We start from the raw sequence: 19,512 nt of genomic DNA, 5'->3' as shown, positions 1-19,512 counted from the left end.
AGCCCATCTCCCCTCGGGAGAGGGGGTTGGGTGAGGGTACGGGGCAAGCCGCACGCACTGCAGGGCAGCCTGCATCGCTCGCCACAGTCAAACCCACCGCCAACCAACTCCGTGCAAGGCGCCTCAACTGCCGCCCCTTCAGACCGCGTCCTGCGCGCCGTTATCTGGAAGTCCGGTGCACCTGTACCGCCCGTTGCCGTCCTGGTATCGGGCGGACCATATTCCAGGCAAGATCACCGGCTGACACCGTTACGGGGGCGCTTTGGTTGCTACGTAGACGGCCTGATTGCAGGTTCCAGGAGCGTTGCATGTCGTCGTCCACCGTTGTTGCCCAAGATTCCACCTCCGTTGCCCCGGAGCACACCCAGCACGCGTTTGCAGAGCAGGTCCATAGCAAGCCCATGGGCAGCACCGAAGCGGCGCACATGATGACGTTCCTGTGCCAGACCCAGTCGGCCAAGAAACCGCAGACACTGTTGCCGCCACAGGTGCGCGACGAGAACGCCGCCTAAGCACGGCCCGACGCGTGCGCCGCTGCCAACAGCGGTGCACGCGTGCCAACGCCCAGCCCGCAGCGTTATTCAAACGCGTTGAGCACCGTCAGCAGGCTGCTCAGGTATCGGACACGCTTGCCTGCGCAACCGTCTCGGTGGCACCGGCTAACTCCGTGGTATCCACACTGTAAATCTGCATCACGCCCTGGTTGGTCGCGGCCTGCGCCAGCGTGTTCTGTTGCTGCTGCGCCGCTACCGCGTTCTGGAACAGGATGCCGGCCGCTTGGGCCATGCTCTGGTAGATCGTGCCCATTGCCATGGCAGGCGCCTCGCCGATGACCTTGACGTTGGACTGGGTGACGGCATCGGTGATCTGATTGTCGACTGCGGTTGGAAAAGCCATGCTGCGCTCCTGAGTGGACGGACGCACGGCGTTACGTGCCCCGGCAGCCAAGCTCGGCGGCTGTCGACCGCATCGTGCTACACGGACCAGGCCGCAAGACACAACACACCATGCCCTTCCGATAGCGGCGTGCAACCCCGCGCCTGAACCCTCGCAGCGCAGCTTCGCCATGCACGTCGCAGTCACCTCGGCAACGTTTTGCGCAATGGCTCAAGGCAGGGTCAGCGCGCTGAGGCCAAGGGCGGCCAGCCAGCGCAACGGGCAGAGCGGGCGTGACGACATCGCGGGTCCTCGCAGTGGACCAAGGCCGCCTGCGATGACCAGAGCACATGGTATTTAAGAGATAATAAATAGGTATTTTTAAAATCCGCACAGGACTGGACCACGATGGTTTCGCCACGCCTGATGATTGGCCTGATTGCCAGCCTTGCCGCCTTTATCGCCGGGGCACAGACGCCCACCTCGCCGCCGTCGCCGATCGTGCTCAGCGAGTTCATTGCCGACCCGGCACCTACCCCGCAGGCGCATGCCTCCACGTTATTGGAGACCCGCGATGGCCGCCTGCTGGCTGCCTGGTTCGGGGGCGCGCACGAAGGCGCGGCCGACGTCGGCATCTGGCTGACCCAGCGCGACGCACAGCACTGGCAGCCACCGCGTCGCATCGCCGATGGCACGCGTGCCGGCAAACAGGGCGCGACCGTGCCGGCCTGGAACCCGGTGCTGTTTCAATCGACCACTGGCCTGGTGCAGCTGTTTTACAAGCTCGGCCCCAACCCGCGGCAATGGTGGGGGCTGCGCATGACCTCATCCGACGATGGAACGCATTGGTCTGCGCCACAGCCGTTGCCCAACGGCATCCTTGGGCCGATCAAGAACAAACCCGTGCAACTGCCGAGCGGGCGCATCCTGGCACCAAGCAGCAGCGAAGATCGCGGTTGGCGTGCGCATCTCGAATGGAGCGACGACGACGGTGAGCACTGGCAGCGCGGCATGCCGCTCAACGATCCCAGCGTGATCGGTGCGATCCAGCCCAGTCTGTTGCTGCACAGCGATGGCCGCTTGCAGGCGCTGGGCCGCAGCCAGCAGAACAAACTCTTCAGCACGTTTTCGCACGATGGCGGCCTGCATTGGCAGCCGATGCAGTTGCTCGATGTGGAAAACCCCAACTCCGGCACCGATGCGGTGACGCTGCGCGATGGTCGCTCGCTCCTGGTCTATAACCCCGGTATTGCCGGCAAGGACTGGTGGAACGGGCGCGGTACCCTGGCCGTGGCGGTGTCCGACGATGGCGTGCGCTGGCAGCGCGTGTTGACGCTGGAAGACAGCGCAAAAGACGAATTTTCGTATCCGGCGGTGATCCAGACCCGCGACGGGCTGGTGCACATCAGCTACACCTGGAAGCGTCAGCGCATCAAGCATGTGGTAGTCGATCCGGCGCGGCTTGGCGGCGGCGAATAACACGCAACAAGCGCGGTGGATGCGGCTGCGTCGGAGTCGCTATCGATAAGCACTGCCGCGGTGTTGCGCGCTGTCTGCTGTGTTCTCAACGTCACTTCAAACACGTTGAATGCGCGTCGCGGCAGGTAAACCGCGAACGTGACTACCCCCACCCCAACCTCTCTCCCGAGGGGAGGGGGGCTCTGACGAGGGCAGCGGAGTTCTGATCCCTTCTCCCCTCGGGAGAAGGTGCTCCGCAGGGGCGGATGAGGGTACGGCGTAGCTTGGCGTTGCCTGGTGAACACGCGCGTTGCAACGTTGGGCGAGTGCATGCAAGCGCTGCCGGCCTCAAAAAGATAATGGGGTTAACGCAGGCAGCGCACTGCGATCTGGCACCGGCCGATCGCCTCGTACCCTTATTACCCCGCCCACTTTTCCCAGCGGGAAAGAGGCACATCGGCATTGCCCTTGATGGTCTGTTCCGCGCCAGTGTTCCCAAGAAAGAAGGCAAAACAATCTACGCCCCCTCCCCCGCTCGCGGCACTGCTGCCCAACCCGCAGCGTGAGATGTTGTCATCGATAAAGCACATCAGCTGCGCACAACGCACGCACAACTCACCCGCTTAGCAGCGCCACGAGACGCCGCACACGCTCCACATCCGTGCGTTGGTAATCGCCACCCAGGTCGCTGATGTAGGCATGCGGCGCATGCACCTGTGCGGCCACCGGCCCGCGCAAGGAGGCATGAAATTCATGTGCGCCAGTCCGCGCACGCAAGGCGGCAATGGTGTGCTCGGACACTCCAGCTCCGGGCATGATGCCGATGCGGCCGGCGGCCTGCGCCACCAGCGCAGCGATGGTGTCGATGCCCTCCAACGCACTCGCCCGCGCGCCTGAGGTCAGCACGCGCGCGCAGCCCAGCGCGATCGCGTCTTCCAGTGCGCGTGCCGGATCGGCACTCACATCGATCGCACGATGGAAGGTCACGCCCAGCGCTCCGGCCGCTTCGATCAACACACGCATCGTGGCCATATCGACCTGCCCGTGCCGATCCAGCGCGCCCAGCACCACGCCATCGCAACCCAACCGCACGCACTGCTCCACATCGCGCTGCATCGCCTCGACCTCGGCGGCATCGAACACGAAGTCGCCCACGCGCGGGCGAATCAAGACATACAACGGAATCTGCAACCGCTCCCGCACCACCGCCAGCGTGCCGAACGAGGGCGTCAAGCCACCGCCATCCAGCCCGCCGCAGAGTTCGACACGCATCGCACCGCCCTGCTGCGCGGCCAGCGCCGAGCCCACCGAGTCGGCGGCCACCTCAAGCCCCATCGCCACCGACTTGTCAGCTGCGCTCATGCCGCAGGCTCCTGGGTGTAGTGGCTTTCGCCCGGCACCAGCAGGTCTTGCCGCGTCGCATCGCATACCGCGTAACTAAAGCCTTTCTGGATCGCAAACGCGCCCACTTCGCCACGCTTGTTCATCGCCAAAAACCCGACCTGCAACGTACGCGTCAATTCCGGCTTGCGGTGGATCAACCGCATCACCACCTCGCGGCAGGCATCGGCCGGCGACTTGCCTTGGCGCATCATTTCCACCACTGCAAAACTGCCCACGTTACGAATCACTTCTTCGCCCACGCCAGTGGAGGTCGCGCCGCCCACCTCGTTATCCACGTACAAGCCAGCACCGATGATCGGGCTGTCGCCAACCCGGCCGTGCATCTTCCACGCCATGCCGCTGGTGGTGCAGGCACCGGACAGATTGCCGTGCGCATCCAGCGCCAACATGCCGATGGTGTCGTGATTGTCTTTACCGCCGGGCAATTTGGCGTCGCGCCACGCGCGGTTTTCCACGTTGGCTTCGGGCGAATACCTGGACGTCTTCAACCACTGCTTCCACGCCGCTTCCGAACTTGGAGTGAGCAGCTTGGTCTTAGGAAAGCCCTGTTCCAACGCGAACTGCCGCGCGCCATCGCCGACCAGCATCACGTGCGGGGTTTTTTCCATCACCGCGCGCGCCACCGAAATGGCATGCACTACATCTTCCAGCGATGCCACCGCGCCACAATTGCCCAGGTGATCCATGATGCAGGCATCCAGCGTCACTCGACCGTCGCGATCCGGATACCCGCCCAGGCCAACGGTGGGATTGGTCGGGTCCGCTTCTGGCACGCGCACACCCGCTTCCACTGCATCCAGCGCGATACCGCCGGCACTCAGGATTTGCCATGCGGCCTGATTGGCGGCCACGCCGAAATCCCAGGTCGAGATCACTCGCGCCGCACCCGCCGGCAAGGCCGCAGGGCGTGCTGCTGCGGTGGATTTCGCGGCGGCCTGCGCACGTGCGCCCCACCCGGCCAGACCGGAAGCAATGGCGCCCAGCGTGGCGCTCTTGAGGAAATGACGACGTTGAATCATCCAGGCGAACTCCATGACGGAAACAGATGCCGCGCATTGCGCCGCAGCCTCCCATCATGCGACAGCGCTGGCTGCGGATAAACCGCATTGCCGTGCGCAACCGGTGCGGATCCATGCACAACCGCGCCTGGCTTAGCGCGGCGAGCCAAAAGTAGCGAGTGGTCGTCAGGTAGGCGTAGATGGCGCGCTCAGAGCCGGAGTGAACGAGTGGCAGCCGCACCGGGCACCGGTCGTGGCCGCCTGGTGGTGAGCGAAGTGGTTGTGTTAGCCGCTCTTCTCTCTGGCTGGCGTGCAGTTGTTGCGCGTCCTCTCCGGTGCGGTACGCCGACGTCCGGCTGGTAGAGACCCCAGCCTCCCAGCAGACCTCCTCACCTCCCAGCAATCATGCAGAGGCACGAACCTCTGCCCACGGGAAAGGGATTGCGGTGGACGGACGAGGCGTCCGCAGGCCGTAGCCACGAAGCAGCACCAGCTATCGCCAAACCCAATCGCAAGCCCATCGCAAAAAATCTTTCTTCAGTTAACCCCATTTCCCGCGCTGGCCCGTTTTACCTACAGAGGCGCAGTGCACGGCGACCTCGGGCTGTCTGGTTGTTACCCACTTCGTCATCGCCACGCAAAGGATTCCCATGCCACGTCACGGCCTTCTCGCGCTCGCCCTGTTGCTGAGCGCCTGCTCGCACGAGCCCACCGCACCCGTCGTTGGCGACCCGCCCGCATCGCCCCTTCCCGATGCAATGGCATCGCCACCCAGCACCGCCGAGATCGCGTATACGCCTGTGTACACGCCCGCACTGCCACCCCCACCCGTGCACGCACGGCCCGCACCGATACAACCAAGCCAGGCTGACATGGTCTATGCGCCCAGCCCGCCAGCACCCGCGGCGCCGCAGAGTGCCAATGGCGCACTTGCGCGGCAAGCACCTGCGGCCACACTGATGGCCAAGCGTGCACTGCCGGATCGGTCCATGCCCGCACCACCCATTGCGTCGATAACACCGGCCGAGAATCGCGAAACCTACCAGACCCTCAGCGACAACCCGGTCGTGCAGGCCGCAGACAATCCGGTGTCTACCTTCAGCATCGATGTCGACACCGGCAGCTACAGCAATGTGCGGCGCTATCTCACCAGTGGCAGCCTGCCGCCGGTCGATGCAGTGCGTGTGGAAGAGATGATCAACTACTTCCGCTACGACGACCCCGCACCCCGCGACGGCCAACCGTTTGCCGTGCGTACCGAACTGGCGCCCACGCCCTGGAACAAGAACAGCGTGCTATTGCGCATCGGCATTACCGGCCGCGATGTCGCTGCGTCTGCCATGCCGGCAGCCAATCTGGTGTTCCTGGTCGACGTCTCCGGCTCGATGGATGCGCCCGACAAGCTGCCGCTATTACAGTCATCGCTCAAGCTGCTGACACGCCAGCTGCGCGCGCAGGACCGCATCACCTTGGTGACCTACGCCGGCAACACCGCCGTGGTGTTGCCGCCCACGTCAGGTAATCAGCAAGCACGCATCGTCGAAGCCATCGACAGCCTGCAATCGGGCGGCGGCACTGCCGGCGCCAGCGGCATCGAGCTGGCCTACAAGGCAGCGCAGCAGAGTTATCTGCGTGGCGGCATCAACCGCATCCTGCTGGCCACCGATGGCGACTTCAATGTGGGCGTCACCGACTTCGATACGCTCAAGGGCATGGTGGCCGAAAAGCGCCGGTCCGGTGTGGCGTTGTCCACGCTCGGCTTTGGCACCGGCAACTACAACGACACCTTGATGGAGCAATTGGCCGACGCCGGCGACGGTGCCTACGCCTACATCGATTCGCCGCTGGAAGCGCGCAAGGTATTGACCCACGAACTGGGCGCCACGCTGGAAACCATCGCGCGCGACGTCAAGATCCAGGTCGAGTTCAACCCGGCCACGGTGCAGGAATACCGCCTGATCGGCTATGAAAACCGCGCACTGCGCCGCGAAGATTTCAACAACGACCAGGTCGACGCTGGCGACATCGGCGCAGGCCACAGCGTCACCGCGCTGTATGAGATCACCCCCGCACGCGGTGAAGCCTCGGTCGACCCGCTACGTTATGCCACTAAGGCCAAACGCCCGGCCGCAGACAACGGCAACGAACTTGCCCATCTCAAGCTGCGCTACAAATTGCCCGACGCGCACCGCAGCCGCCTGCTCGACACCGTCATCCGCAGCGACCAGCAGGTTGCACTGAACGCCTCCAGCGACGCGTTCCGGTTTGCGGCAGCGGTCGCTGGTTTCGGCCAACGTCTGCGCGGCGGCAACCAATTGCACGGCTGGGATTATCCGCAGCTGCGCGCATTGGCAGCAGGCAGCATCGGCAAGGACCGCTTCGGCTACCGCGCCGACTTCCTGCGCATGGTGCAGCAGGCCGAAACGCTGAGCAGCCGGCCGGTCGCCACCACCGACTGATGCGCGCAGCGGTTGCCTATACTGCGCGCATGCATCCTGCCGATCTTGCGCATCTCCCCGACGAGGAGCTCATGCTCCTCGTCGCCAATGGCTTTGTCGAACAGCCGGCCACCGAGCTGTTCAAGCGGCATAACCGTGCCTTGTTCAATTTTCTGGCGTGGCAATGCGAGGGCAATGTCGGCGAGGCCGAAGACCTGGCACAGAAGACCTGGCTCAAGCTGATGACCCGCTGCAGCGACTACCGCCCCGAGCAAGCCGCCTTCAGCAGTTTTCTATTCCAGATTGCGCGCAATGCGTGGATCGACACGCGTCGTAGTGCTTACGTCGCCACCTCGGTGCCGTTGGACGACAGCCATCTGCACCTGACCGACGACGACCTGTCCACCGAGCAGCTGGCAATGCTGGGCCAGCAGCAACATCGGGTACGCAGCGCGGTGATGGCCTTGCCCGATGCACAACGCGAAGTGGTCGTGCTGCGGTTCTTCTCAGGTTTGGCCATCGAAGACATCGCACAGGTGGTCGGCGAAGGCTTCGAGACCGTCAAAAGCCGGCTGCGTTATGCGTTTGCCAAGTTGCGCCTGAGCCTGGACGCCGCGCAGTGAGCACACTATTCGAGCGCTTTATTGCTGGCGAAGATGGCCTGGCCGCGTTGCTGCGTGCATTGCCGGCCTACGCGCCGCCCGACCGCATGCAAGCGTGGTTTGCGCAGGCCGCTGCGCAGGCCGACAGCACGCGCAATACCGCTGGACCTGGATCGGCGCAGACAATATCGGCAGACGCAGCAGACACCTTGCAGTTCGAACCACCGGCGACGATGGGCGCCATCTTCGCTGCCGCTGCCGCTGCCGCGCAGGCGGAGCAAGCGCAGGCTGCACAGCGCGCGGCCATCCACGCACGACTGGCAGACGGCGACGACGCGGCGCAGGCACTGGGTGCGCCGGTACGCGACAGCACGCGTGCGTGGTTGCAGCAGCAGCTTCCCGTTGCGTCCACAGCCACGCATGCCGCCACGCCTGCGTTGCGAGAGAACGATGGCGCCGATGCGCCTGTGGGTGATGGCACTGCGCCAGTGAAGGCGACGCAGACGGCGAGTCGCTCGTCCTCCAGCGTTGCACAAGGTGATACGTCGCCGTCTCCAGTGCTGGTAGCGGCGACATCACCGATCACCTCGCATGCAGCGCAGACCGGCGATACGGCGCAAGCAAACGATGCGACGCGTGCGCATCCTCCTACGCGTCGCGCGCGCCGCCAGCGCTGGATGCCGGCATTGGCGCTGGCGGCCTCGGTCACCTTGGCAGTCGGCGTCGGCCTGCAATGGCAAGCAACTGCGCCGCCGACACCATCGATGCAGGCTGCGCCGGCTGCGGCTGTGCCAGCCGATCAAGCCCAGGCCCAGGCCGAAGCAGAAACGCAAACAAGATCGGCCCCGGACAATCAGGCACCGCTGTCTCAGATCCCGCAGCCAGAGCCCGCGCCCGCATCAGCGTCAGCGTCAGCGTCAGCGTCAGCGTCAGCGTCAGCAGATTTTGATAGCACGGTCGAAGAACGCATACGTCAACCCGCTTCTGCCCCGCCGCCGCCAGCGTTTGCGCCACCGTCGATGCCCGCGCCCGCGCAGCCTGTGGAGTCGTTGGTTGTCGTTCCGGCTCCCCCGGCGCCGCCCGCGGCACCTTCCGAACCCGCGCCAATCGCAGCAGCCCCTGCCGCTGACCTTGCGCTGCCGGCGCTACCTGCACCGGTTTCGCCGTCCGTTAGCGCATCAGTCGCCGAGATGCCGTCTCCGTCCGCAAATCGCAACGCCGCTGTGCCGCATACCGCCATTGCCGCGCAGGCACGCGTACGCAGCAAACCGAAGCCGGCAGCTGCGCCTGCGTTTGCCGCTGCGACACCGGCAAACGACATGCAGCCATTCGGGCAATTGGACGCGGGGAACTCTGCGCACTCCACGCCAGCCGCTGCAGTGGTCTCCCGGGCGCCTCAGGATACGCAGCTGTCGCGCGACTTGATCAAACGCGCGCCGTTGCAGAAAGACGCTGCCGCGCAACAACGCGTGCAAGAACACACCGCAGCGCAGTCTCCCGGGCCGGTATCGACAGTGGCTGCTCCGCAAGCCAGCGCCGCAGACAATGCCGCAAGATCTTCCAAGCCGGTGCACTTGCTTGCGTTGACGACCTCGCCGGATATGTGGCTCGACCACGCGCTGCCTGCCGGACAACGTGGGCCGGTGCAGCTGCGTATCTGGACGGCAGATCCCGCGGCGAACGCGTTCCGACAGTGGCTCGATCAACTGCGCAAGGCATACAGCAAGCGCAATGTATCTGCGCAACTGGACATCGCCCGCGACCCACGGCTACCAACAGACCGCGTGCGCGTCGAAACGGTGAGCCCAACGCAACCGAAGTGAGTGCAGCCAACAAAACGTAGCGAACAGACGTCAGCCGGCTGTGGACGGCGCACAGGAATCGGAGTGTCAACGTGGTCCATGTCGACTACGACCACCGTTCGCATCGGCCGACGCCGCGCTATCGCAAGCATCCGCTATCGCCAGCAGAACGCGGCGCACCTCACTCCGCGCCGAACTCCCCGTCTTCGCGCAGCAGGCTGGTCAGCACATGATCGCGCCAGACGCCGTTCAACTGCAGATAGCGTCGCGCGCGGCCCTCGATCTGGAAGCCCAACCGCGCCAGCACCTGCGCGCTGCGCACATTGTCCGGCACGTATTGCGCCATGACCCGATGCAACCCGAGCGGCCCGAACACGAACGCGATGCCCTGCGTGGCGGCCCACTGCATCAACCCGCGCCCCTGGTGGGATGCATCCAGCCCGTAGCCGAGATGACAGCCCTGAAACGCCCCGCGCTGAATCTGGGTGAAGCCCACCGTGCCGATCACGTCTGGCCCGGCACACAGCACCAGTTGCAGTTCGCGCTCACCGGGTACCGACGCGCGGTAGGCGATGCACAACCGGCGCCAGCCTTCGACGGTGTAGAACGCAGGCGGCCGCAGCGGCATCGCCTCGATCAGATGGCCGCGGTTGCGCGCGTGATAGTCGGCCACTGCGGCGGGGTCGGCGTTGGCCAGATCGGACAACACCACACCGTCCGCATGGCACACGGGCTTGAAGGCGGGCAGGCTCATGACGTCACCCTACAATCGCGATATCGCGCATCGTATCGATCAGCGCCAGCTGCGCAGCGCGATGCGAAATCCACAACGCTGACGCCGAACCGTCCACCCGCCGGGCTCACGCATGCACGTGACCGCAGACGCATCGCCTGGATACCAGTCGTTTCAAGCGCGGCGATCCACACGCTGGGTGCATGCCCCGCTTGGATCGGGAGATCACACCACAGGGACTGCACTCTGCGCACACGCCCTGCCGAAGGAGAGCACCGCACACGTCGGTCCGACGGCTGCGGTGCCGCTGTGCCGGCTGCTCTAGGCGGCAGCAGCCGAGGCAAGCGCCTGCGCCACCTGCGACTCGATGGCGTCCAGATTCGGCAGCAGCGCGCTCTGCTCACCGAGCAACACGCGCATGTGCACGCCGTCCGGCAGCGCGTCTTCCGAGGCGTCGGCCAGCAAACCGTCGCGCGGCACCGAGATCAGTTGCGGGAACGAGGCAGTGAGCAACGCGAAGTACGGCAGCACGGGATTGCCGCCCAGCGCCTTCAGCACGATCACCTTGTTGTTGACGGCCGTGGGTTCGTCGCCCAAGCCGCTGAGGCGTGCGAACGACAGCAGCGGCACCTTCCAGCCGTACCAGTCGATGCGCCCAACCACCCAGCGCGGCATGTCCGGCAGCGCTTCGACTGCCACGCGCGACATCACCTCGGCCACCGTGGCGTTCGGCAGCAGCACACGCTCGGTGCCGGCCTGAATCAGGACGCCGCGGATTTCGTCATTGTTGGCGTAGCTCATCGCACCATTCCGAATCTGAGAGGGAGCGCCCGGCTTACGCCGGCCAACGCTGTGCCAACGCCTGCGCCAACTGCGCGGGATCGCCGGTCAAAATGCCTTGTCGTGCCAGGCGCGCCGCAGCGGCCGGGTCGTAGCAACCGTCGGCGGACTGACCGGCCAACCAACCACCCTGCTCGGCCAATGCCAGCGATGCATCCACCAGCGCCTCGTTGGCGCCGCTGAGCATCAGCACTGCACTGTCGGTGGCCGGCAGCGCCGCGATCAGCGCCGCAGGATCGCTATGCGCCACGAAAGCCAGTGCACCTGCGTGTTGCTGCAGGCCAATCTCGTCGGACAACACGTAGACCTTGCCCGGCGCGACCACCTGTCCCGGCTCACCCAGCTCGACCGGCAACGCGGAGACGCGCCCCATCTGCCGCACCAGGTTGCCGTACTGGCCGCCATCGAGGGTCATGCGCACCAGCACCGCGCGCGGGAAATTAGGCGGCAGCGCCGCCAGCAGCCGGCGGATCGCATCAGGCCCACCGATACCGGCCATCACCAGCACCGCACCGGTCACTTCGCCGCTGTGTTCCAGATCCACCAGCGACAAGCCGCCGGTCGACAGCGCTGCCACGTCCACTTCGGTACGCGGGCGCACCACCACGGCAACCTCGTCGACCAGACCCCAGGTACTGGAATCGCCCAGCGTCGTGCTCGGCTTGTCGGCAGCGGCAGGCGTCTGCGCGTGATCGACAGCGCGCGTAAACATGGCATCGCCCGGCATGCTTTCGAAGGCATGCGCGGCCGCTTCCAGATGTTGATCGAGTTGCAGGTCCGAATGCTGGCGCGGGGCGAGCGTCAGACCCGGCTCGGGTTGCAGCGAGGGTTCGCTTTCGGTGCCCGGCGGCAACACATCGGCATGGCCGTGCAGCTTGGCGGCCAGATGGCGTACCCAACGCTGCGCTTCCCAGCCCTCGCGGCGCACCGTGAGTTCGGCTTCGTCGAAGATCACCGTCACGCCAGGCATGTTGAAGGCCGGCTCCAACGCTTCCAGCGCGTCTTCGATCGACGGTTCCAGCGCGACCAGCACCGCCACCGGCTCGGCATCGCGCAGCATCTGCACGTCTACCGCCGACGGTTCGTCTTCCAGCACGACCTGCGCACCGGCCAGGCCGAGCGCTTCGCGCAGACGCTCGCGCGCCTCACCCGGCCGGCCCAGCAGGGCGACCGGAGTTCCCATTGCGCCATTAGTCTCGGACACGAGCGATCCCCAGCAGGTCATACACGTTGCGCATCAGATCCAACTCTTGGTAAGGCTTGCCCAGGTAGCGCTGCACGCCGATCTCGAAGGCGCGCTGGCGATGCTTCTCGCCACTGCGCGAGGTGATCATCACGATCGGCACCGCCTTGAAGCGTGGGTCGGCACGCATCGCGGTGGCCAGCTCGTAGCCGTCCATGCGCGGCATTTCGATATCCAGCAGCATCAGATCCGGAACGCGCTCTTCGAGCAGTTCCAGGGCCTCGACGCCGTCGCGGGCGGTGGTGACATCCAGGTTGTGACGTTCCAGCACGCGGCTGGTGACCTTGCGCATGGTCAGCGAGTCGTCGACCACCATCACCAACGGCACCTGGCGCTGCGCTTCGGCTGGGGTTTCCAGCGTCGGACGCGCCGGCTGGCTGAGGTAACGACGTACCAGCGGCGCCACGTCCAGAATCACTACCACGCGGCCATCGCCGGTGATGGTGGCGCCGTAGATACCCGGCACCGACGCGATCTGCAGGCCCACCGGCTTGACCACGATTTCGCGGTTGCCCAGCACCTGATCGATCGCCACTGCCGCGCGCAGATCGCCCGCACGCACCAGCAGCAACGGCACCTGCGCCTGACCATCGGCACGTGCAACGGGCTGGCCGACCAGCGAGCCCAGATCGTGCAGCACATACTCTTCGCCGGCGTAGTGGTAACCGCCCTCGCCCGACTCGTAACGGGTGCGCGAGATGCGGCCGATACCGCTGACCGAGCCCACCGGCACCGCGAACGTCGTCTCGCCGATGCGCACGAACACCGCCTGGGTGACCGCCAACGTCTGCGGCAGGCGCAGGGTGAAGGTGACGCCCTGCCCGCGTACCGAGTGGATGTCCACCGAGCCGCCGAGCTGACGCACTTCGTTGCGTACCACGTCCATGCCCACACCACGGCCGGACAACTGACTGACCTGTTCGGAGGTGCTGAAACCGGAGGCGAAGATCAGACCATCGAGTTCGGCCTCGCTGAGCTCCTGGCCCGGTTCGATCAGGCCGCGCTGCTCGCCGCGGCGACGGATCGCCTCGCGGTCCAGCCCGGCGCCGTCGTCGGCCACTTCCAGCACGATTTCCGAGCCTTCGCGGCGCAGCCGGATCGCGATATTGCCTTCTTCCGGCTTGCCTGCGTCGCGCCGCTGTTCCGGCGTTTCCAGCCCGTGCGCAACCGAGTTGCGCAGCATGTGTTCCAACGGCGCGACCATGCGGTCGAGCACGTTGCGGTCCAGTTCGCCCTGGGTGCCTTCCAGCAGCAAATGCACTTGCTTGCCGGTCTCGCTGGCCGCCTGGCGCACCACACGGCGCAGACGCGGCACCAGGCCGTCGAACGGCACCATGCGCGCACGCATCAGGCCGTCCTGCAGCTCGGAACTGACGCGCGACTGCTGTTGCAGCAAGCCGTCGTACTGACGCGAGAGGTCTTCCAGTACACCTTGCAGACCGCCCAAGTCGGCCGCCGATTCGTTCAGCGCGCGGCTGAGCTGCTGCAGGGTGGAGAAGCGGTCCAGTTCCAGCGGATCGAAAGTACGATCGCCCTGGTCCTGCTCACGCTGATAGCGCGCCACGATTTGCGCTTCGGTTTCCAGATCCAGACGCCGCAACTGGTCGCGCAGACGGGCGTTGGTGCGATCCAGTTCGCCCATGGCGCCACGGAATGCACCCAACTGCTGTTCCAGGCGCGAACGATAGATCGCCACTTCGCCGGCATGGTTGACCAGGCGGTCCAGCAGGTCGGCACGCACGCGCACCTGTTCCTGCTGTGCACGCGGCATCAACTCTTCTTCGACCTGGCCTTCGACCGGGATCGGCGCCGACAACGGTGCCTGCTCCACCGACGCCTTGGCGATCGCGCGGACATCGGCGTCGCTGGGCGGGGCGGCATCGCGGCCACGGGTACGGGTTTCGAATGCTTCCACCAGGTCGGTCGGCATCGACACCGCGCGGTGCATGCCGGTGCGGGTCAACAACTGATGCAACCGGTCGAAGCCGCGTTCGAACAAGCGCACGTCGTCGCGATCGATGTCGGTACGGTTGGCCGCCACTGCTTCGAGCAGCGATTCGATCGCATGACCGAGGTCGCCGATGGCGTTGATGCCGGCCATGCGCGCACCGCCCTTGAGCGTGTGCAGATCGCGCTGCAGTCCGTTGAGGACCTCGCGGTCTTCCGGCACTTCGCGCATGCGGGCGATCAGACCATCGCAATGGTCCAGCAGGTCGCGGCCTTCTTCGACAAAGATGTCGATCAGCTCGCCATCGAGGCGATCGAAGTTGAGCGGGCCGATATCGAACGCGGCGCCCACCTCGTTGCTGGCCGTCTCGACCGGCGCAGCGTCTTCCACCGGTGCGCTGAAGGCCGCGGCTGCGGTGGTTTCATGCTCGGCGTCTGCGTGCTCGGTGTCTGCGTGCTCGGTAGCGGGTGCGCTGTGGTCTGCATGCTCGCCGGCGTCGACGTGCTCTGCATGCTCCAGGTGTTCGAGCTGATCGCGCGTTGCGGTCGCCTCGTCATGCTGCGCATCGGCGTCGGCCGTCGCGATCTGGTCATGCAACTCGGGCGCAATCTCGGACTGCGGATCACCCGATTCCTCGACCTGATCGGCCGCATGCGCCATTTCGAACGCCTGCACCGACTCGATGGTCTGCTCCGACACTGCCTCATCGGCGTGCAGCGTCTCGGCCTGCTGCGCGTCGGCGTGCTCGGCCTCTGCGTGCGCTGCGTCCAAATGCGCGACGTCCGCCTGCGCGGCTTCGTCGGCAGTCAACGCATCGTCGTGCGACAGCTGGTCCGGCTGCGCCTGTTCGATCGCATCCAGCTGCTCGCTCGATTCGCTCTGCGCGTCCGACTGCGACGGTGCGTCGTACGCCGTCTGTGCTTCGGAATGCGCAAGCTGATCGGCGCCCGCATGGTCTTGCGACCCTGCGTGCTCGTCCGCTTGCGCGGCGTGCTGTTCCTGTTCGCTGACCTGTGCATCGGCGTCGTGCGCCTGCAGCGACTCGGCGTGCTCTGAGCCCTGGTCTGCGACGTGCTCGGCGTGCTGATCCTGCGCACCGGCGTCATGCTCGGACGACGCAGCAACGTGGTCGACATGGCCCTGATCGGCGTACTGACCCTCCTGATCGGTCGAGACGCTGTCCAGCGCCGCGGTTTCCGGGGTCCAGTCTTCGGCGATTGCGGCAGGCGCTTCGTCGGCGACCGGGGCATCGGCGTGCACTGCTTCCAATGCGTCGATGGTTTCGACAGTCGCTTCGTCTGCAACCGTGTCGGTATCGGCCACTGGCGCAAGCGTCTGCGATTCGCCCAGAGTGGCTTCTGCCTCGGCCAGCTCGTCTACCGCAACGGCATCGTCTGCGTGCGTGCCGTGTTCTGCCGCGTCGGACGCAGCGGAAGGCGTTGCATCGGAAGCGACGTCCGCTTCGGTCGCTGCAGCTTCGGCATGGTCTGCAGCCTGCAACGCCGTTTCCGCTGTCTCGGCGTGCTGCAGTTCGGTGGCATCCCAGGCGTCGGCTTCGACCGCCGGCTCATCGGAGGTGTCGTGCGTCTCGGCGGCCTGCGATGCCGCTTCGTCGTGCTGCGCGGCATCGCCATGCAGCTGTTCGGACTGCTCTGTGTGCGTCACCGCTGCGGCGCCATCGCTGGACGCGGCATCGGACGCGACACCTGCAGTGTCCTGCTCCAGCGCTGCGACGTGTGCATCGCTCGCTGCAGGTGCTTGCAGCGATTCGTCTGCCTCGGCCTCGGCCAGCTCGTCCACCGCAATCGGTGCCTCGGCGTGTGCGTCGGCGTCTTGCGGCTCGTCGGACGGATGCGTCGGTGCGGCGGTATCGGCCGGCAGTGCGCTGGAGTCCAGATACTGCGACAGATCTTCCACGCCGGTGAGTTCGACCGCTTCGCTGGCGGCAACTTCATCGCTGGCAGCGTCGAGGTCGTCCAGCTCGTCCAGGAACGCCTGCGGCGGCCACTGCGCTTCGGGCAGCGTATCCACCAACGCGCGCAAGCGCTCGGTCAGGGGCGCAAACGATGGAATCAACGGCGCATCGGCGCGCAGTGCGGTGACCGTGGTGGCGATCGCTGCGGCCGTGGCTGTGATCGCATCGACCCCGTCCTGCGATGGCGTTTGCGACGCCCCCAGCAGACGCTTGACATAACTTTCGGCCGGCGAGGTCACCAAGGTGATTTCCGGCACATCGGTCATCGCGAACGCGCCACTCATGGTGTGCACGGCGCGCAACAATTCTTCGGTTGCCAGTTGCGGCTCGGCCTGGGTGGCCTGCAACCAGGCGTTGACCGTTTCCAGATGCGTGGCGACTTCGGCTTCGAGGATCTCGCGCAGCACGCTGTCCACCGATGCGGGGGTCCCGCCGCTGGCGACAAACGCACCGGCAACCGCAGGAATCACAGCAGTCTCGGCCGCCACCGGCGTGACCGGGGCGGGCACGTAATAGATCTCTTCACCAGCGGCAACCCGCTCGGCGATTGCCTGAATTTCCGGCAGATCGGCACTGATGCGGCCCTGGTCGCGCAGTGCTGCATTGAATTGCGGCAGCACCTCGTAGGCCAGCTCGACCATCGCCACGACCGCCGGGCTGGCCGGGCGCGAGTTGTCGAGCACGCGGTTGAGCATGCTCTCGACCTTCCAGCTGAACTCGCCAAGCACATTGGCACCCACCAGACGCCCACTGCCCTTCAAGGTGTGGAAGACGCGGCGGATCGGGCGCAGATGTTCCGGGCTATTCGGCGCAGCGCGCCAGACCGGCAGCAACTGCCCGAGGTTGACCAGCTCTTCGTCGAATTCTTCGAGGAAGACATCGCGGATATCGTCGTCGATATCGCTGTCGCCAAAGCCGCCGAAAATGCCGGCATCGGCATCGGCAGCAACGGCCGGAGCCGGTTCGCTCGCGGCCTGCACCAGCGTGGCGTCGGACGCTGCGTCGCTGCGTGCCGACGCATCCTGCGGACGCTCCACGTCGAATTGCGCGGCGGCAGCGTCGAGCTGTGCCAGGAAGGCAGACGATGCATCGTCCAGTTCGAACTCGCTGACGGTCGCCTGCTGCACACGCGCAGCGGTCTGCTCGGCAGTGGCGTCGCTCGGCGCATCCTGTGCGTCATCGGGCGCGGACTCGACGAACGGATCGTCCAGTTCCTGCGGCGGAGCCGGCGGCGGCGAGAACGCATCGTCGATGCTGACCTGCGCGCGGCGCGCTTCGTTCTCGGCAATGAAGTCCAGCGGCGCGTCGGCCTGATCCGCATCGCCCGGCAGATCGATCTGCTCGATGTGCAGCGGCGTCGTCTCGACCACCGCAGGCGCAGCGGCCTGCTCCTGTTCCAGCGCGCTCAGATCCACGGTGTAGCTGACCTGTGCGGCCTCGCTCGGCGCGTGGCTGTCCTGCTCGGCCGACACCGGGTCGAACGCGGACGTGGCGATCGGTGTGGCCTGTTCGGTAGTTTGCAGCTGCCAATCACCCGGCGCGTGCGCACCGTCGTCGGACAGATCCAGCGGCGCAACCGTAAACGGCACGTGCGCCTGCCCGGAGAGGGTTTCTTCCGCGGCCACCGGGTCGAACGAGAACACCGTATCGGTGGCCGCAGCGCCGGTGTCATGCACCACGCTGGCCGCGAACGGCGTTTCGACCACGGTTTCGTTGGCCCATTCCAGCGACGCGACAGGTGCCGCATCGTTGGCCGCCGCTTCCGGCGTGCCGGCGTGCTGGGTAAGCGACGCAGCGACCGGCTGCGACTCGGCCACGCTGCCCGGCTGGTCGGCACCGACCGGCAATTCGGACGGCTGGCCCGACGGCAGCGGCCAATACCGCAGCGTTTCCAGGCTGTTGCGGGTGATGTCCAGAATCTCTTCGCGGCCGGGACGGCGCTCGCGCAGGGCTTCCAGGTAGTACTCCAGGCTGGCCATCGCGTCGGCCAGCGTATCCAGCTGGCGGCCGCTGGGCACGCGCTGCTTGCCGATCAACTCCAGATCGACGTAGCGACGCACACCTTCCAGATAATCGGCGGCCTGCGGCAGTTCGAGGATGCGCAAGGCACCACCGACTTCGCCGAGCAAATGCGGCACATCGGTCAGACGCGCGTGATCCCAATTGGTTTCGATGAAGGCGACGAAATGCTCGCGCGCCGCACCGAAATTGGCGATCGCTTCCTGCGCCAGCACATCCACGGTGCGGCGCACTTCCGCCGAGGTGGCGCTGTTGCCGGCCTCATTGCCGTCGCCGATGTCGGCACCAAGACTGGCGACCTGATCGTCCAGCGACGCATCCACGTACAACAGCGCGCCGGCGATATCCAGCAGCACGCCTTCGTCCATCTGCACCTGGCCATCGACCACGCGTGCCAGTGCATCGCGCTGCTGCACGACGACGTTGCGTGCCACGCCCAGACCCATCATGCCCAGGGTGTCGGCAACGCTGCCGAGGTCCTTGACCTGGGTCTGCAGCTCGGCGATGTCGCCGCCGGTGCGCAGGTGCAGGTCCAGCGCGTCTTTCACGCGCAGCAATTCTTCCTTGACCGCACTGCCGACAGTGTCGAGCAGTTCGCGGTTGCGGCCAGACAGGCTGCCGCGCGCGTGATCCAGCTCGGCTTCGGTGGCAACACCGGCCTGCGGGTCGAATGCGAAGAGCACGCTCTCGTTGAGACCCGGCTGGCCACGGGTGGCGCGGATTTCATTGAGCAGCGGCAGCAGCACAATCGGAATATCGCGGTGGCCGTTCTGCAGACGCTCCAGATAATCGGGCAGCAGCACGGTGCCACGCATCAGCATGGCGCAGGCTTCGTCGCGGTCGGCCACTTCGCCGGCCTGCACGGCCTGGGCGAGCAGCTCGAGCTCCTCGGCCACCATCGCCGGCGCGTACAGCTCGACCATGCGCAAGGTGCCCTGCACCTGGTGCAGGTAACCCGCGCACAGGCGCATCCGACTGGTATCGGACGGTTCTTCGGCGAAGTATTCGATCTCGTTGCGCGCCTGGCGCAACGTTTCGTCCAGCTCCGGCTTGACCCAGCCCAGTGCGGCGTGGCTCATCGCATCGCGAAGCGCACTCATTGCAGCCCCCTGACAACGGCCGGCTCACCGCTTGCGCGGTCACCGGTCACTTCCTGCATCGACGTAATGCGACTAC

At 65.9% G+C, this 19,512-nt stretch carries 11 protein-coding genes, 1 other RNA gene and 1 pseudogene; 5 read left to right on the top strand and 8 right to left on the bottom strand.

The genetic code is table 11. The features are described from left to right. Positions 1-308: 308 nt before the first annotated feature. The gene (locus RQH86_RS10290; protein WP_115528640.1) at positions 309-512 is read left to right on the top strand and encodes a hypothetical protein; all 204 of its coding nucleotides are present in this window, start codon (positions 309-311) and stop codon (positions 510-512) included. A 65-nt stretch (positions 513-577) separates the two neighbouring features. Here RQH86_RS10290 and RQH86_RS10285 read toward each other — a convergent pair. After that, positions 578-897 (bottom strand): annotated as a pseudogene (locus tag RQH86_RS10285) (RebB family R body protein). Positions 898-1,284: 387 nt separating this feature from the next. Between RQH86_RS10285 and RQH86_RS10280 the strand changes: the two are divergent. Further along, complete coding sequence (locus RQH86_RS10280; protein ID WP_311238659.1) at positions 1,285-2,355, top strand: sialidase family protein; 1,071 nt, start codon at positions 1,285-1,287, stop codon at positions 2,353-2,355. 594 nt (positions 2,356-2,949) lie between these two features. On the opposite strand, the gene RQH86_RS10275 is transcribed toward RQH86_RS10280, so the two are convergent. Further along, positions 2,950-3,669, bottom strand: coding sequence for a copper homeostasis protein CutC (locus RQH86_RS10275; protein ID WP_311238711.1), 720 nt, complete (start codon positions 3,667-3,669; stop codon positions 2,950-2,952). Positions 3,670-3,692: 23 nt separating this feature from the next. Next, entirely contained in the window at positions 3,693-4,757 is a 1,065-nt protein-coding gene (locus tag RQH86_RS10270) for a N(4)-(beta-N-acetylglucosaminyl)-L-asparaginase (protein ID WP_311238658.1), read from the bottom strand. A gap of 629 nt (positions 4,758-5,386) precedes the next feature. Here RQH86_RS10270 and RQH86_RS10265 point away from each other — a divergent pair. From RQH86_RS10265 to RQH86_RS10255, 3 genes are read left to right on the top strand one after another with little or no spacing between them, the layout of a single operon-like run. After that, positions 5,387-7,195: a von Willebrand factor type A domain-containing protein gene (locus tag RQH86_RS10265; protein ID WP_311238657.1), complete on the top strand. Its 1,809-nt coding sequence runs from the start codon at positions 5,387-5,389 to the stop codon at positions 7,193-7,195. A 29-nt stretch (positions 7,196-7,224) separates the two neighbouring features. Then, complete coding sequence (locus RQH86_RS10260; RefSeq protein ID WP_311238710.1) at positions 7,225-7,797, top strand: sigma-70 family RNA polymerase sigma factor; 573 nt, start codon at positions 7,225-7,227, stop codon at positions 7,795-7,797. Beyond that, positions 7,794-9,599: a hypothetical protein gene (locus RQH86_RS10255; RefSeq protein ID WP_311238656.1), complete on the top strand. Its 1,806-nt coding sequence runs from the start codon at positions 7,794-7,796 to the stop codon at positions 9,597-9,599. Before RQH86_RS10260 ends, RQH86_RS10255 begins: the two co-directional genes overlap by 4 nt. A gap of 4 nt (positions 9,600-9,603) precedes the next feature. Here RQH86_RS10255 and RQH86_RS10250 read toward each other — a convergent pair. The 5 genes from RQH86_RS10250 to RQH86_RS10230 form a co-directional block, all read right to left on the bottom strand. Then, positions 9,604-9,679, bottom strand: a non-coding RNA gene (locus tag RQH86_RS10250) — sX9 sRNA. 80 nt (positions 9,680-9,759) lie between these two features. Then, the gene (locus RQH86_RS10245) at positions 9,760-10,332 is read right to left on the bottom strand and encodes a GNAT family N-acetyltransferase (protein ID WP_311238655.1); all 573 of its coding nucleotides are present in this window, start codon (positions 10,330-10,332) and stop codon (positions 9,760-9,762) included. Positions 10,333-10,632: 300 nt separating this feature from the next. Next, positions 10,633-11,112, bottom strand: a complete 480-nt coding sequence (locus RQH86_RS10240; protein WP_055849215.1) for a chemotaxis protein CheW — start codon at positions 11,110-11,112, stop codon at positions 10,633-10,635. Between the two features lie 34 nt (positions 11,113-11,146). Continuing rightward, positions 11,147-12,334 (bottom strand): chemotaxis protein CheB, encoded by a 1,188-nt coding sequence (locus tag RQH86_RS10235; RefSeq protein WP_311238709.1) that lies wholly within the window; start codon positions 12,332-12,334, stop codon positions 11,147-11,149. A gap of 7 nt (positions 12,335-12,341) precedes the next feature. Further along, positions 12,342-19,436 carry an Hpt domain-containing protein gene (locus RQH86_RS10230; protein ID WP_311238654.1) on the bottom strand — a complete coding sequence of 2,365 codons (7,095 nt, stop codon included), beginning with the start codon at positions 19,434-19,436 and terminating at the stop codon, positions 12,342-12,344. Between the last annotated feature and the right edge of the window lie 76 nt (positions 19,437-19,512).

Origin of the sequence: Xanthomonas sp. WCS2018Noco2-27 (assembly GCF_031843525.1) — a bacterium.
Classification (GTDB): Bacteria; Pseudomonadota; Gammaproteobacteria; order Xanthomonadales; family Xanthomonadaceae; genus Xanthomonas.
The sequence above is the reverse complement of the archived record's forward strand: the minus strand, read 5'-3'. Positions and strand labels throughout refer to the sequence as shown.